General features: G+C 29.1%; 16 protein-coding genes. 13 read left to right on the top strand and 3 right to left on the bottom strand.

The window, feature by feature from the left end; translation table 11 throughout:
• Positions 1–172: 172 nt before the first annotated feature.
• The 6 genes from ACIJYI_RS04370 to ACIJYI_RS04345 all read left to right on the top strand — a co-directional run bounded on the left by ACIJYI_RS04370 (position 173) and on the right by ACIJYI_RS04345 (position 6,236).
• Entirely contained in the window at positions 173–1,426 is a 1,254-nt protein-coding gene (locus ACIJYI_RS04370) for an ABC transporter substrate-binding protein (RefSeq protein WP_435089547.1), read from the top strand.
• 71 nt (positions 1,427–1,497) lie between these two features.
• The gene (locus ACIJYI_RS04365; protein WP_435113095.1) at positions 1,498–2,373 is read left to right on the top strand and encodes a carbohydrate ABC transporter permease; all 876 of its coding nucleotides are present in this window, start codon (positions 1,498–1,500) and stop codon (positions 2,371–2,373) included.
• On the top strand, positions 2,360–3,262 hold the full coding sequence (locus tag ACIJYI_RS04360; protein WP_435113093.1) for a carbohydrate ABC transporter permease: 903 nt from the start codon (positions 2,360–2,362) through the stop codon (positions 3,260–3,262). The genes ACIJYI_RS04365 and ACIJYI_RS04360 overlap by 14 nt, the downstream gene beginning before the upstream one ends.
• A gap of 1 nt (position 3,263) precedes the next feature.
• A complete protein-coding gene (locus ACIJYI_RS04355) occupies positions 3,264–4,355 on the top strand; it encodes an ABC transporter ATP-binding protein (protein WP_435113091.1) in 1,092 nt (363 codons plus the stop codon).
• 2 nt (positions 4,356–4,357) lie between these two features.
• Complete coding sequence (locus ACIJYI_RS04350; RefSeq protein ID WP_435113089.1) at positions 4,358–5,119, top strand: SDR family NAD(P)-dependent oxidoreductase; 762 nt, start codon at positions 4,358–4,360, stop codon at positions 5,117–5,119.
• A gap of 79 nt (positions 5,120–5,198) precedes the next feature.
• Positions 5,199–6,236 (top strand): Gfo/Idh/MocA family protein, encoded by a 1,038-nt coding sequence (locus tag ACIJYI_RS04345; protein ID WP_435113087.1) that lies wholly within the window; start codon positions 5,199–5,201, stop codon positions 6,234–6,236.
• A gap of 52 nt (positions 6,237–6,288) precedes the next feature.
• On the opposite strand, the gene ACIJYI_RS04340 is transcribed toward ACIJYI_RS04345, so the two are convergent.
• Entirely contained in the window at positions 6,289–7,206 is a 918-nt protein-coding gene (locus tag ACIJYI_RS04340; protein WP_435113085.1) for an alpha-E domain-containing protein, read from the bottom strand.
• Positions 7,207–7,209: 3 nt separating this feature from the next.
• Complete coding sequence (locus ACIJYI_RS04335) at positions 7,210–8,649, bottom strand: circularly permuted type 2 ATP-grasp protein (RefSeq protein WP_435113083.1); 1,440 nt, start codon at positions 8,647–8,649, stop codon at positions 7,210–7,212.
• Positions 8,650–8,750: 101 nt separating this feature from the next.
• On the opposite strand from ACIJYI_RS04335, the gene ACIJYI_RS04330 reads away from it, so the two are divergent.
• The 4 genes from ACIJYI_RS04330 (at position 8,751) to ACIJYI_RS04315 (ending at position 11,981) form a co-directional block, all read left to right on the top strand.
• Positions 8,751–9,485 (top strand): 20S proteasome subunit A/B, encoded by a 735-nt coding sequence (locus tag ACIJYI_RS04330; protein WP_435113081.1) that lies wholly within the window; start codon positions 8,751–8,753, stop codon positions 9,483–9,485.
• Between the two features lie 50 nt (positions 9,486–9,535).
• Positions 9,536–10,045, top strand: coding sequence for a pentapeptide repeat-containing protein (locus ACIJYI_RS04325; protein ID WP_435113080.1), 510 nt, complete (start codon positions 9,536–9,538; stop codon positions 10,043–10,045).
• Positions 10,046–10,048: 3 nt separating this feature from the next.
• Positions 10,049–10,342, top strand: a complete 294-nt coding sequence (locus ACIJYI_RS04320) for a hypothetical protein (RefSeq protein ID WP_435113078.1) — start codon at positions 10,049–10,051, stop codon at positions 10,340–10,342.
• A 199-nt stretch (positions 10,343–10,541) separates the two neighbouring features.
• The gene (locus ACIJYI_RS04315; protein ID WP_435113076.1) at positions 10,542–11,981 is read left to right on the top strand and encodes a sodium:solute symporter family transporter; all 1,440 of its coding nucleotides are present in this window, start codon (positions 10,542–10,544) and stop codon (positions 11,979–11,981) included.
• Between the two features lie 6 nt (positions 11,982–11,987).
• On the opposite strand, the gene ACIJYI_RS04310 is transcribed toward ACIJYI_RS04315, so the two are convergent.
• Positions 11,988–12,359 carry a TlpA family protein disulfide reductase gene (locus ACIJYI_RS04310; RefSeq protein ID WP_435113074.1) on the bottom strand — a complete coding sequence of 124 codons (372 nt, stop codon included), beginning with the start codon at positions 12,357–12,359 and terminating at the stop codon, positions 11,988–11,990.
• A 70-nt stretch (positions 12,360–12,429) separates the two neighbouring features.
• On the opposite strand from ACIJYI_RS04310, the gene ACIJYI_RS04305 reads away from it, so the two are divergent.
• From ACIJYI_RS04305 to ACIJYI_RS04295, 3 genes are all read left to right on the top strand, one after another.
• Positions 12,430–13,365 (top strand): ABC transporter ATP-binding protein, encoded by a 936-nt coding sequence (locus ACIJYI_RS04305; protein ID WP_435113072.1) that lies wholly within the window; start codon positions 12,430–12,432, stop codon positions 13,363–13,365.
• A complete protein-coding gene (locus ACIJYI_RS04300; protein WP_435113070.1) occupies positions 13,355–14,122 on the top strand; it encodes an ABC transporter permease in 768 nt (255 codons plus the stop codon). The genes ACIJYI_RS04305 and ACIJYI_RS04300 overlap by 11 nt, the downstream gene beginning before the upstream one ends.
• 279 nt (positions 14,123–14,401) lie before the next feature.
• Positions 14,402–15,028, top strand: a complete 627-nt coding sequence (locus ACIJYI_RS04295) for a hypothetical protein (protein ID WP_435113068.1) — start codon at positions 14,402–14,404, stop codon at positions 15,026–15,028.
• Positions 15,029–15,053 lie beyond the last annotated feature (25 nt).

The raw sequence follows: 15,053 nt of genomic DNA, 5'->3' as shown, positions 1-15,053 counted from the left end.
TCAATTAAAAGTTGAAATTAAAAAAATAATTTTTCTTTAAACTTAAATTTTTTCAAAATAAAAAACGTAAAAAAAAATACCAACTTGAGGTTGTAGACAAATTTTTCAATTTCAATTAATTTTTTTAACAGATACGATCTTTTTTTAATTAAAATAATTAGGAGAAGATAAAATGAAAAAAATAATTATTGCTATTTTAGCAATGGTTTTAGCTCCAACACTTTCTTATGCTGGATCTAAAGCAGAAGTACTTCACTGGTGGACATCAGGTGGAGAGGCAAAAGCTTTACAAGTTTTAAAAGATGATTTTGCTGCTCAAGGTGGTGAGTGGAAAGATATGCCAGTTGCAGGTGGTGGTGGAGATGCTGCTATGCAAACATTAAAAGCTAGAATAGTAGCTAATGATGCACCGGCTGCCGCTCAAATTAAAGGACCAACAATTCAAGCTTATGATAGAGAAGGCGTTGTAGCACCATATAATATTGATGCTGTAGCTAAAGCTGAAGGTTGGGACAAACTTTTAAGTAAACAAGTTGCTGATCATATGAAATGTGATGATGGAAAAGCATATTGTGCTGCACCAGTAAACATTCATAGAATTGATTGGTTTTGGGCTAACAAAAAAGTTTTAGACTCTAACGGAATTAAAATGCCATCATCATGGGCTGAATTCAATGCTGCTGCTGATAAGCTTCAAGCAAAAGGAATTATTCCTTTAGCACATGGTTCTCAACCTTGGCAAGACGCAACAGTTTTTGAAGCTGTAGCACTTGGTATTGGTGGAAATGATTTTTATAAAAAAGCATTTGTAGATGCTGATGTTGCAACATTAGGTGGATCTACAATGGTAAAAATCTTTGATCAAATGAGAAAACTTAAAGGTTACACAGATGCAGGTTCTCCAGGAAGAGATTGGAACGTTGCAACTGGTATGGTTATGGAAGGCAAAGCTGCATTCCAACTTATGGGTGACTGGGCAAAAGGTGAATTTGCTGCCGCTGGTTTAAAACCAGATGTAGATTACTACTGTGCAGCTACTCCATCTAATAACGGTTACTTATATAATGTTGACTCATTCATTTTCTTTAAAATTAAAGGTAAAGAAAAAGTTGAAGGTCAAAAACTTCTTGCAAGTTTAATCATGGGTAAAGAGTTCCAAAAAGTTTTCAACATTTACAAAGGATCAATTCCAGCAAGACTTGATGTTCCAATGGATGATTTTGATAAATGTGCGAAAAAATCTAATTCAGATTTAAATACTGCAGCAGCAAAAGGTGGATTACTTCCAAGTTTTGCTCACGGTATGACTTTAGAGCTTGGTGTAAAAGGTGCAATACAAGATGTTGTAACTGAACACTTTAACTCAAACATGTCTTCACAAGATGCTGTTAAGAAATTATCAGCTGCTGTTAAGGCTGCAAGTTAGTCAAAAAAGTTAATCTTAAATTTCATGCGCTATTTATTTAGCGCATGATTTATTCAAAAAAATTGTATTTTATGTATTGGTTAAAAAGAAATTTACCGAGGTTAGTTATAGCTCCATCTTTTGGTGTGATAGCCTGGTTTGTTTATGGTTTTATATTTTGGACAATTTATATTTCTTTTACAAAATCTAAATTATTACCTAAGTATGAATTTTGGGGAATAGACCAATATTTTAGACTTTGGTCGATGCCAAGATGGCATGTGGCAGTTGAAAACTTATTTATTTTTACAATTCTATTTATAATTTTATGTGTTTTTATTGGAATTGTTCTAGCGATTTTATTAGATCAAAAAATTAGGGCAGAGGGTTTTTTAAGAACAATTTACTTATACCCAATGGCATTATCATTTATTGTGACAGGTACTGCGTGGAGATGGATATTAAACCCCTCTCTTGGTATTGAAAAATTTGCTCAAGATATAGGATTTGAAACGTTTACCTTTGACTGGTTGGTAACACCAGGAATGTCAATATATACAATAGTTATTGCAGGCGTTTGGCAATCTTCAGGGTTTATAATGGCTATTTTTCTCGCTGGTTTAAGATCAGTTGATGATGAAATAATTAAAGCAGCTAAAATTGATGGTGCTGGAATTGTTTCTGTATATACAAAAATAATTTTACCAATGATGAGACCTGTATTCATGAGCGCCATTGTAATATTGGTTCACTTAGCAATTAAAAGTTATGATTTAGTAATTGCATTAACTGCTGGTGGTCCTGGAATTTCGTCGGATATGCCAGCTGTATTTATGACTCAAATGGCATTTCACAGAAGTGAAATTGGTTTAGCTTCAGCAAGTGCAATAATGATGTTTTTAACGGTTTCGGCAATTGTTGTTCCATATTTATATTCAGAACTAAAGCGAGAAGATGACAGAAAATAATAATCAAACTTATAAAGAATTAGAAAAATCTTCTAACACAAAGAAACTTATCTATAGATGGATATTGTTCGTAATTTTAGGAATATTTGCACTTTATTACATTACACCACTCTATGTAATGATAGTTACTTCATTTAAAACAATGGAAGAAATTAGGCAGGGAAATTTATTCTCTTTACCTGGTTCTTTAAATTTATCCTCTTGGGATGTAGCATGGAATGGTCAAGGTTTTTCAGCAGGTGATGTTTATTTGAAAACATATTTCTGGAATTCAGTTAAATTAGTAGTCCCAGCTGTAATTATCTCAACAATTTTAGGAGCTATTAATGGATATGCTTTAACTAAATGGAGATTTAAAGGCGATAGTTACATTTTTTTACTATTTTTATTTGGAACATTTATTCCTTACCAAGCAATATTGCTTCCAATGTCAAGAACACTAGGTTTTATGGGTATCTCAAATTCAATATACGGATTGATTTTAGTTCATGTAGTTTACGGTTTATGTTTTACAACTCTCTTTTGTAGAAATTATTATATTTCTATTTCAGATGAGATTGTGAAAGCTGCAAGAATTGATGGGGCAGGTTTTTTTAAAATATTTTTTAAAATAATGTTACCGATTTCTGCTCCAATTTTAGTTGTTACAGTTATTTGGCAGTTTACTATGATTTGGAATGATTTTTTATTTGGTGCAACTTTTACTTTTGGTGAAGAAGCCCCTATCCAAGTTGCTTTAAACAACATGGTTTTAACAAGTTCGAGTGTAAAAAGATATAATGTAGATATGGCAGCTGCAATCATTGCAGGTTTTCCAACACTCATTGTTTACGTTTTAGCAGGTAAATATTTTATAAGAGGACTAACAGCAGGATCAGTGAAAGGATAACATGGCAAATTTAAAGATAAATGATATTAATAAAAATTTTGGATCTACTGAAGTTTTAAAAGGAATAAATTTAGATATTAACGATGGTGACTTCTTAGTTTTGTTAGGACCTTCTGGATGTGGAAAATCAACACTATTAAATACTATCGCTGGTCTAGAAACCTCTAACAGTGGTGATATTTTAATTGATGACTATCGTGTAAATGACATGGAACCTAGCGATAGAGATATAGCTTTAGTATTCCAGTCTTATGCGCTTTATCCTGCAATGACTGTGAAAGGAAATGTTACATTTGGATTAGAACAGAGAAAAACACCTAAAGATAAAATAGAAGAATCATTAAATAGAGTATCTAGTTTATTAAAAATTAATGAGCTGTTAGAGCGAAAGCCCTCACAATTATCTGGTGGTCAAAGACAAAGAGTTGCTATGGGTAGAGCCTTGGTAAGAGATCCTAAAGTATTTTTATTTGACGAACCATTATCAAATTTAGATGCAAAATTAAGAGTTGAAATGAGAAGAGAAATAAAAAAACTTCATCAAAACTTAAAAACAACTGTTGTTTATGTAACCCATGATCAAACTGAAGCTATGAGCCTTGGAACTAATATAGCAATCATGAATCATGGTGTAATTCAACAATGTGACACTCCAAAAAATATTTACAATACACCTAGCAATATTTTTGTTGCAGATTTTATCGGTTCTCCTTCAATGAATTTAATTAAAGGAAAATTATCTAATCAAAATGGCCAGCTATTTTTTGTTAATGAAGATAAGGTAAATATTCCATTAAGTAATTATAATTTTAAAGATAAAACTAACCAAGGTGAAAAAGAAATTATTTTAGGTATCAGACCTGAACATATTTATATTGAAAAAAATGCACCTGATAATTTTGAAATTAATGTTAAATCAGAGCTTGCTGAATATATTGGTCATGAGCAAATAATAACATTTGATTTTTCAGGACAACAATTGCTTGGAAAGTTTTCATCAACTATAGATATTAATATCAATAAAGAATTTAAATTATATATAGATGTTAATCAAATATCTGTATTTGATGCCTTAACTGAGGAAAGAATGTAATTATGAATACAAGATATTCAGATTTAAAAGATAAAAGAATTTTTATTACAGGTGGTGGTTCTGGTATTGGTGCATCCATAGTTGAGCATTTTTGTGAACAAGGTAGTGAAGTATATTTTGTTGATATTAATGTTAAAGACTCAAAAAAATTAATAAAAGCTATTAATAAAAAAGGATTTAGAGCACCAACTTTTATTGAATGCAATTTATTAAACGTTCAAAAATTACAAAAAATAATTAAGAAAATAATCTCAACTAAAGGAACTATACATTCCCTCGTCAATAATGCTGCTAATGATGATAGACATAATTCAAAACAAGTAGATGAAAAATATTGGGAAAATAGAATGGCTATAAATCTAAAACATTATTTTTTTGCTTCAAAAGCAGTAATAGAAAGCATGATTAAAAATAAAAATGGCTCTATTGTTAACTTAAGTTCAGTGTCATGGATGTTGGGTGAAGGAGATAAAGTAGTTTATGAAACAGCAAAATCAGCTGTTGTTGGTTTAACTAGATCTTTTGCTCAAGAATTTGGAAAATATAATATTCGAACTAATTCTGTGATGCCTGGCTCAATTGCTACAGAAAGACAAATTAAACATTGGTTAACACCTAAATATAAAAAACAAATTTTGGATAAACAGGCATTGAAAAGACAACTAAAACCTGAAGATGTTGCTAGATTAGTATTATTTTTATCCTCAGATCAATCTTCTGGATGCACTAAACAAAGTTTCGTAGTTGATGGTGGAATTACTTGATCAAAGTTTAGTTTATTAAAAATAAAAAAACCTATACATACATAAAATATTTAAAGATATTTTTTATAATTTAAGAAAAATGATAAAAATTAATATTTCAATTGTTGGAACTGGCTTGATGGGTCTTCAGCATATAAAAGCTATAATAAAATCTCCCAAAGTAAATTTACATTCGATTGTAGATGTAAGTAAAAATGCAACTAATTTGTCTAAGAAATACAAAGTGCCTCTTTATTATAGTGTGTCTGAGCTTTTGAAATCTAAAAATTTAGATGCCGTTATAGTTGCAACACCTAACCAGCTTCATGAAACGCATACTGTAAGTTTTTTAAAAAAAAAGATACCAGTTTTATTAGAAAAACCGATTTCAGATAACATAAGGTCAGCAAAAAAAATTATTGATAGTGCTAAAAAAAACAAAACACCTTTGTTAATTGGATATCATCGAAGACATAATTCAATCGTGTCAAAAGTTAAAAATATAATTAATTCTGGTAAATTAGGCAATATTGTATCAGCAAATGTATTATGTTGGCTTTATAAACATAAAGAATACTACAAAGAAAAATGGAGAATAAGTAAAGGTGGTGGTCCACTAGGAATTAACCTTGTTCATGATATTGATATGATTTGTTATTTGCTTGGACCTATTCAATATGTGCAAGCTTTTACAAGTAATAAGACTAGAAAATTTAAAGTCGAGGATACAGCAACGGTAAGTTTAGTTTTTAAATCAGGTGCTTTATGCACGCTAAATATTTCAGATAGTATAGTTGCACCTTGGAGTTACGAATTAACAGCAGGTGAAAATCCTGCCTACCCTGTGACTAATCAATCAGCCTACATGATAGGTGGTACAAAAGGATCTCTGCAGTTTCCAAATTTAAAAAACTGGTTTTATAAAAAAGAAAGAAGTTGGTGGAACAAAATATTAGTAAAAGAGGATAAAAATAAAAAAGACGACAACACTCTTATTAATCAAATTAATCACTTTGCCGATGTAATAGCTAAAAAAGTAAAGCCAAAAGTAAATGGAAATGATGGTTTGGTCTCACTTAAAATTTTTGCTGCGATTACAAAAAGTTCAAAAACAGGAAAAAAGATCAGAATCTCATAATTAGATAATCTTTTAAAAACACTTCTCAGATTTTATTTTTGCAATTTTAAGGTTAAGAAAAATAATTCTTTTGTACCAATGTATTTAGGCTATCTATCTTTTTTAGTATTTTTTCTAAAAATAATAAAAGATTATCTAAATCATTTGTTTTAACTTTGTATTTGTCTACATCTTTTTTGATTTCTCTAATATTTTTTGTCAAATTATTATTTTTTGATATTCTGTAAATAGATCTTTCAATTTGGCTGAGATTCCATTTTATTGATCTTGGAAAAATATTTGTTTTTAAAAAGAATTCAATAATATCTGGGATAGAAATATCTTTTTTAGAATATTGACGGTAGGCTTGAAATGCAGAAATTGATCTTAAAATATTGATCCATTCAAGAGTAAGATACTCATAACCTTTTTTATGTTGTTTAGACCTTATAGTTTGAGACTGAAGTATTCGTATCATCATGTCTGATCGTTCTAAAAAACGTCCCAAACTTAAAAATTGATAATCTATATTTCTTTGCATTTCTAAATCTGTTGAATACATAAAATTTTGTGAACCTTGAATTATATCATTTAATAATTTTATGTTTTTCTTATTTGAATTTCTTTTATTAATAGTTTTATTAAACCTTATATGCAGTTCATTAAGTTTAAGCACTGATTGTTCAGGCAAAATATCTCTAACAATCAACAGATTTGCTTTAGAATATCTAAGCGTATTTATAATAGATGAAGAGTTTTCTTTGTTTAGAATAAAATATTCAATTATTTTTTTTTCTGAATATTTTTTATATAATTTAAAATATCCTTTATCTAAATTCATTACTTCCAATAAAGGCTTCCAAGAAATTTCATCTTCTAACGATAAATCGAGTTGTAATTCGCTTGTTGTGATTAACAATCTAGATGTAAAATTTAATCTCTCTAAATAGCGAGACATCCAATAAATTAATTTTGCTCTTCTACTTAACATAATTTAATCATCTAAAATCCACGTATCTTTGCTACCACCACCTTGAGATGAGTTTACAATCATACTTCCTTTTTTTAGTGCAACTCTAGTTAATCCTCCTTGTGTTACATAGTGATTAGCACCTGATAGAATAAAAGGTCTTAGGTCAATATGTCTTGGGTCAAGCTGATTGTTAATTAAAGTTGGAGAAGTAGATAAATTTATGAGTGGTTGGGCAACATAGTTTCTTGGATTTTTTTTAATTTTTTCAACATATTCTTTTAATTCCTTTTTAGATGCTTTTGGTCCTATTAAAATTCCATAACCACCAGATTCATTAGCTGGTTTCACAACTAGTTTTGAAATATTTTCAATCACATAATCTCTTTGTTTTTTTTCATGACATAAAAAAGTTTCTACTTGATTGATTAATGGTTCTTCATTTAAATAAAATTTAATCATTTTAGAAACATAGCTGTAAACTGCCTTGTCATCAGCAACACCTGAGCCAGGGGCATTTAAAATACTAATATTTCCTTTTTTCCAAGCTTTAAAAATATCAGGGACGCCAATTAAAGATTTTTTATTAAATACTTTTGGATCTAAAAATAAATCGTCAATTCTTCTATATAGAGAATGTAATTGCTCTTTACCTCCTACTGTTTTCATGAAAACTTTATTATTTTCAACAAATAGATCTGAACCTTCAACTAGTTCAACGCCCATTTGTTGAGCAAGATATGCATGTTCAAAATATGCAGAGTTATAAACTCCCGGTGTAAGAATAGCTAACTTTGGATCTTTTTTATTCTTTGAAAGAGAACGCATACAAGAATAAAGTTTTGAACAATATTCATCAACAGGACTTATTTTTTGTTTTGAAAAAATTTCAGGAAAAACACTTTTCATAACCATTCTATTTTCAAGCATATACGAAACACCAGAAGGAACTCTTAAGTTATCTTCTAGGACTAAAAAATTACCATTAACATCTCTAACAAGATCAGATCCACAAATATTTGCCCAAATTTTAAATGGAGGTTTTACCCCGACACATTCTTTTCTGAAATTTCCAGATTCAAACACTATTTTTCTTGGAATAATTTTTTCTTTAAAAATTTTTTGATCATTATAAACATCGTGAATAAAAAAATTTAATGCCCTTACTCTTTGAATTAGCCCTTTAGAAATTTTAGACCAATTTTTTTTAGTAATAATTCTTGGAATTATATCAAGTGGCCAGTAATGATCTGCCGGTCTATCTTCTGAATAAACTCTAAATGTAATACCTCTTTGACTGATTGCATTTTCTGAATTTTTAACTGTTGTTAAAAGCCTCTGTTTTGAATATTTAGCAATAAAATTTGATATATTTCTTGTTTCTGGTCGTAATTTATTTTTTGAAGTTAAATACTCATCAAAAACATTTTTAGCCCTGTAAGTATCCCATGAAATTTTGACCATATTCAATTAAAACACAAAAAAATAAAAAAACATAAAATAAAATCTCACTTAATGTTAAAATGTTCTTTTTAAAGACATATTTATATAATAAGTAAGTCACAATGACTTATTGTATAGGAATTAATGTTAATGAAGGAATGGTATTCGCTTCAGACTCTAGGACAAATGCTGGTTTAGATAACGTTAATGTATATAGTAAAATGTTTAATTATGCAGTAGGCGATAGAAATTTAGTAATTGTTACCTCGGGAAATTTAGCAACTTCACAAGCAGTTTTTGGGTCAATAAAAAAAGATATTGAAGCAAGCAATCCAAATAAAAGTCTGAACACATGTGAAACTATAGAAGAAGTTGCAAGTTATATAGGATCCTTAACTGTAAAACATTCGTCACCACATGGTTTTAATGAAGAAGTTTTGCAATTAGGATCATCTTATATAGTAGGTGGTCAAATTAAAGATCAAAAATCTGAAATTTGCCTTGTGTACCCTCAAGGTAACTACATAAGACCTTCTGATACTAGACCTTATTTAATAATTGGAGAAATTAATTATGGAAAACCAATTTTAGATAGAGTTTTAAAACCTGAGATTAGTCTTGGAGATGCTGCGCGATGTGCATTAATTTCAATGGACTCAACAATAAAAAGTGATTTAAGAGTTGGAGCACCAATTGATTTTGTTGTTTATAAAAAGGGATTAATTAAACCAATTTATCAAAATAAATTTGAAACTAATGATCCTGAATATTCTTCAATTACTAATAGTTGGTCACAAAGTATTATTCAAGCTTTTGAGACATTTCCAAGATTTAATTGGGAAAATAATCAAAAATAAACGTTACCCCTTATATTTGTGTAATTAATTTTAATTTGTTAACATTGCATATGAAAAAAGTTTTCTTACTGATTGCTTTAGGTTTATTATTTTTTACAAATGGTTATTCAGCATGTGATGACCCATTAACAGATGGAGTTGACTACTCAAACTGCAGATTTTCAGATGCCCAGGATTTGCAAGGTAGCTATCTTCCTAATTCAAATTTATCTTTTGCTAGTTTTATTCAAGTAAATTTTGACAAAAGTATTATGATGAATTCAAATTTATCATTTGGAACTTTTCCAGAGTCTACATTTGTAAGGGCCAACTTGTATGAAACAGTTTCAATAGGAGCAAATTTTGAAAAAACAAATTTTACAAGTTCAAATCTAACAAGAGTTGATTTTATGGGGGCCACTTTAATTGAGACTAATTTTCAAAATTCTAACTTAATGGAAGCGAATTTTACATCCTCAAATATTAAAGATGCAAATTTTGAAGGTGCTAATTTAATAGGTGCAACGTGGACAAATGGTGAAACATGTGGTCCTGGTTCAATTGGCACTTGTAATAAATAGATAATGAACAACTCAATTAAGACTGATGATGTTATTTTTAATTTTTTCAAGCAGATTGTGGATGAAAAAGACGATACTAAATGTTTAGAATTAGGAAAAAATTGGATACATGCAATGGAAACTAATTTAGCAAGCATGGAAACTAATCTTAATGGAGCAGATAAACTCAAGCATAAAGATGATATACAAAGTAATCGTGACCACTTAGATAGTTTAAAAATCAAAAACTCTGCAGAATTGCGAGAATACGCTACCCAATGCATGATTGAAATAATGAATCATAAAAGCCAACAATAATGAGCAATCAAGAAAAAGTTTTTATAATTATTTGTGTATCATTGATAATTTTCACTTTATATTATCTAATTGAAAAACATTTGTTATAAATAAAGCTTTAAATATATTTAGATTTATAATATTACATTATCAAAGGGGTGTCATAACAGACTGAGATTATACCCTAAGAACCTGTCCGGTAATTCAGAAAGGGAGAACAATGGATAAAACATACTTAATAAGTCAATCAACATCGATATCATTAGTAATTATAATTAGTTTAATTTTTACTCTACTAGGTCTTTATCATTCTAAAAAATTCCAAGGCATAAACAATTATTTAACTGCCAATAGAAATATTGGGTTATTTCCATTAATTACCAGCTTAGTTGCATCAGCACTAGGTGCGTGGATTTTATTTGGTCCTGTAGCTGCAGCTACTTGGGGAGGTATTGGTGCAGTAATTGGTTATGCATTAGGAACAGCTTTTCCAATGATTTTTTTAATTTACTTAGGAAAAAAGATTAGAAAAGAATTTCCACAAGGCTCATCTTTAATTGAGTTTATGAGAAAAAAATTTGGAAAAAGTTTATTTAAGCTAATTTTGTTAATGACAATTTTTTATATGTTTATTTTTCTATGTGCGGAGGTAACAGCAGTAGCTATATTAATAAACTTTATATCAGGTACTGAACTTTGGATTACAGCACTAATAGTTCTTTTGGCAACATTAACTTACACTTTATATGGAGGTTTAAGAGCTTCTATATTTACAGATAATATACAAATGATTGTTATTATAATTCTTTTAATAATTTCAACAGCATATATTTTTTCTTTTACTGGCAGTGAATTTTCATTTGAATTTGTTCAGGAGAAAAATCCACAATTATTAAGTGCTTCTTATATTCCAAGTTATACTGCAGGATTAACTTTTTTTATTGCAGTTGCTGCAACCAATTTATTTCATCAAGGAAATTGGCAGAGAGTGTATGCCGCAAAAGATTATCAAACATTAAAAAAAAGTCTGATTTTTTCTTTTTTTATTATTATTCCGATTGTTTTATTTATGGGTTTTACAGGTATGGTTTCATTCTCTATAGACTCAACTAATAGACCAGATCTTGGTTTTTTTACATTATTGTTAAAAGAACAAACTGAAATATTATCTCTAATAGTCGTTACACTTGGATTAGCTTTAACTATTTCAACTGTTGATACTTTGGTAAATGCAATTTCAAGTTTGTTTATTGTAGATGGTAAGGCAACATTTAATTTTGATAAAAAGACTGACTATCTTAAATTGTCTAAATATTTTATTATATTCTTATCATTAATCGCATTTATTGTTGCGTCCAAAGGATTTGATATTTTATATTTATTTTTATTGGCTGATTTATTTTGTTGTGCTTTTGTTTTTACAGTTTTTTATAGTTTCTACAATAAAGGGATTAATGAAAAGACAGCATACATATCAATCTTGGTTGGATTACTTGGTGGTTTCTTAATGTTTCCATTTCCAGATTTTTCAAAAAGTTTATTGGTTGGAATTTTAACACCTAAAGAAATGTTTTCACCTTTTGTTGTGCAATCTTTATTATTTTTATCATTTATTGTAGCCACATTTTTACCTGCAATAATTTTAAAAATTAAAAGATAGTAGGTGTTATTGTAAAGATTTTATTTGTAAGTAGATTTTATCTTTATTTGTTTGACCTATAGTTCGTGATATTTCTTTATCATTTTTATAAACAACAATTGTTGTCCAATAATCAATTCCTAGAGATTTGGCAATTTCTTTATCTTTAGTTTGTTCAAAACTTAAAAAAACAATATCTTTAAAATCATTTTTAGCTTGATCTAATATTTTGATTTGTTTTGCACATGTTGTACAGGTTTTGTTCCATGAATTAATTACAACAGTCTTTCCTTCAAGCTGAGCATTTTTAAAAATTTCATTAGAAAAAGTAGTTTCTTTGCTTGTTGCTGAAAAGCTAACATTAAGAAAAACGATTATTAAAATTAAAAGATTCTTCATAACACAGACAGCTTATATTTATTTTAATTTATTGTAATCAAACAAATTGTCCCTATATATGAATTTCTAGATGTCTACTAATCAAATCAATATCAACAACTTATCAAAAGTTTATGCCAATGGATTTGAGGCTTTAAAAAAAATTAATCTTAAGATAAAAAAAGGTGAAATTTTTGCCATGCTAGGACCTAACGGTGCTGGTAAAACTACACTTATAAGCACCATATGTGGAATAGTTACACCTTCATCAGGAACTGTAACTGTTGATAATTTTGATATTATTAAAGACTATAGGGAAACACGTTCAAGAATTGGATTAGTGCCTCAGGAATTAACTTTAGAACAATTTGAAACAGTGTTTAACAATGTTTCTTACTCTAGAGGCTTGTATGGAAAAAAACCTAACCCTCAATATATTGAAAAAATTTTAAAAGACCTAAGTTTGTGGGACAAAAAAGATCAAAGATTAAGACAATTATCTGGTGGGATGAAGCGAAGAGTTTTGATTGCTAAAGCTCTATCACATGAGCCTTCAATTTTATTTTTAGATGAACCAACAGCAGGAGTAGATGTTGAGCTAAGACAAGACATGTGGAAAATTGTTGAAGAATTAAGAAAAACAGGTGTGACTATTATTCTAACCACTCATTACATTGAAGAAGCAGAAGCTATTGCAGATAGGGTAGGTGTTATAAATAATGGCGAAATTATATTAATTGAAGAAACAAAAGAGCTACTAAAAAAGATGGGTCATAAAAAATTGACAGTTGAGTTACAAGATGAAATTTCTGAAATTCCAGATAGTTTAGAAAAATATGAATTAGTTTTAGGGAAAAATAAAATGTCGATTGATTACATATACAATGTTCAAGCTGAACAAACAGGTATTACTAATTTATTACAAGATTTAAAAGATGCAGGATTAAAATTAAAAGATTTAAAAACTGAGCAAAGCACTCTTGAAAAAATATTTGTCAGTTTAGTAAAGGAAAATAATGAAATTTAATTTCTCTGCTTTTAGTGCAATTTATCTTCATGAAATGGATCGATTTAGAAGAACTTTGATGCAATCGTTGCTTTCACCAGTTCTATCAACCTCTCTATATTTTATTGTATTTGGATCTGTGATTGGTGGTTATGTCGAAAAAATTGATGGTATCAGTTATGGTTCATACATTGTCCCTGGCTTACTAATGTTAACACTTTTAACTCAATCAATAACAAACACTTCTTTTGGAATTTTTTTTCCTAAATTTAATGGAACTATTTATGAAATATTAGCTGCGCCAATTTCAACGCTGGAAATAGTGTTAGCTTTTGTTGGTGCTGGGGCCACTAAAACATTAATGGTAGGTGTGGTTATATTTATTACAGCAAATTTTTTTGTTGAAGTTGATGTTAAATATCCACTTTTAGTAGTTTTTTTACTTGTACTTGTGGCATTTACATTTGCATTATTTGGTTTTTTAATAGGTTTAATGAGTTCAAACTTTGAGCAAATGTCTATTATTCCAACATTAATCATTACGCCAATGGTATTTTTGGGAGGAAGTCTCTATTCCTTAGATATGCTACCACCTTTTTGGCAAACGATTACTTACTTTAATCCAGTTGTTTACTTGATAAATGGCCTAAGATTTGCGTTTTATGGAGTATCTGATTTTAATATTTGGATTAGTATTAGCTCAATGGTAGTTTTTCTATTTATATGTGTAGGGATAGTTACTGTATTATTAAAAAAAGGTTACAATATAAAATCTTAAATATCGTCAATTAAAAAATTAAATATGAGTATTTTAATGATTCGATTGCATCTAAAAATTTTTAGTTAATAAAGTCTTAAAATACATCTTGTAGTTGAAATTTATAAATAGCTTAAAATTATTGATTTTATTGAACTTTTTTGTTGCTTTAATACAACACATAGTTTTTTTTTAAAAATTACAATGTTTTGCTGTTATGTAAAATAATGTTTTTAGATTATAAGGTCTATAACAATTGTTTAAAAATATATTAATATAATTAAAGATAAAAGGTTTATTATGAAAAAAATAGTAACAATATTATTTACATCATTATTTTTCATGTCAACTGCGTTTGCAGGCGGTATGATTGGTGTGAAACTTGGTGCTGGAACTCTAGATGGTGAAAGAACTGTCGATCCATCACACGGAACTACTAATGGAGCTTCTGGAAGTGTAGACAGTGAATATGCTGCTATATTTGGAGAAATTTCAGGTGAGAAATTTGCAGTAGGTTTAGAATTAGTTCCACTTGAAGGTAAAATAGATACTAAAGCTACAACGACTACTGACTCAACAGTAACTATTTCTAACTTAGCAACTGTGTATGCATTAGTGCCATTCGGTTCATCACCTATATATGGAAAACTTGGATATTCTAGAGCAGAATTATCTGTGAAAGCAAATTACACTACTGTTACAGTTGGAGCACACTCAGACAACCTTGAAGGTCCAATGATTGCTCTCGGTGCTCAGTTTGATAGCCCAATACCGTTTTTAGATGTTATTAGAGTTGAAGCAACTCATCACATGTTTGATGAAGTGTCAATTACAACTACTAACACAAATGGTACAGCTGATACTCACACTAAAAAAGGTGAAGCTGATTTAACAACAATTAGTTTATCATTAGCTAAATCGTTTTAGTAAATAAATATTATTTATAAAAAGG

This window comes from Candidatus Pelagibacter bacterium nBUS_36 (assembly GCF_051201215.1).
Taxonomy (GTDB): Bacteria; Pseudomonadota; Alphaproteobacteria; order Pelagibacterales; family Pelagibacteraceae; genus Pelagibacter.
This window is presented reverse-complemented; position numbering and strand designations above follow the sequence as displayed.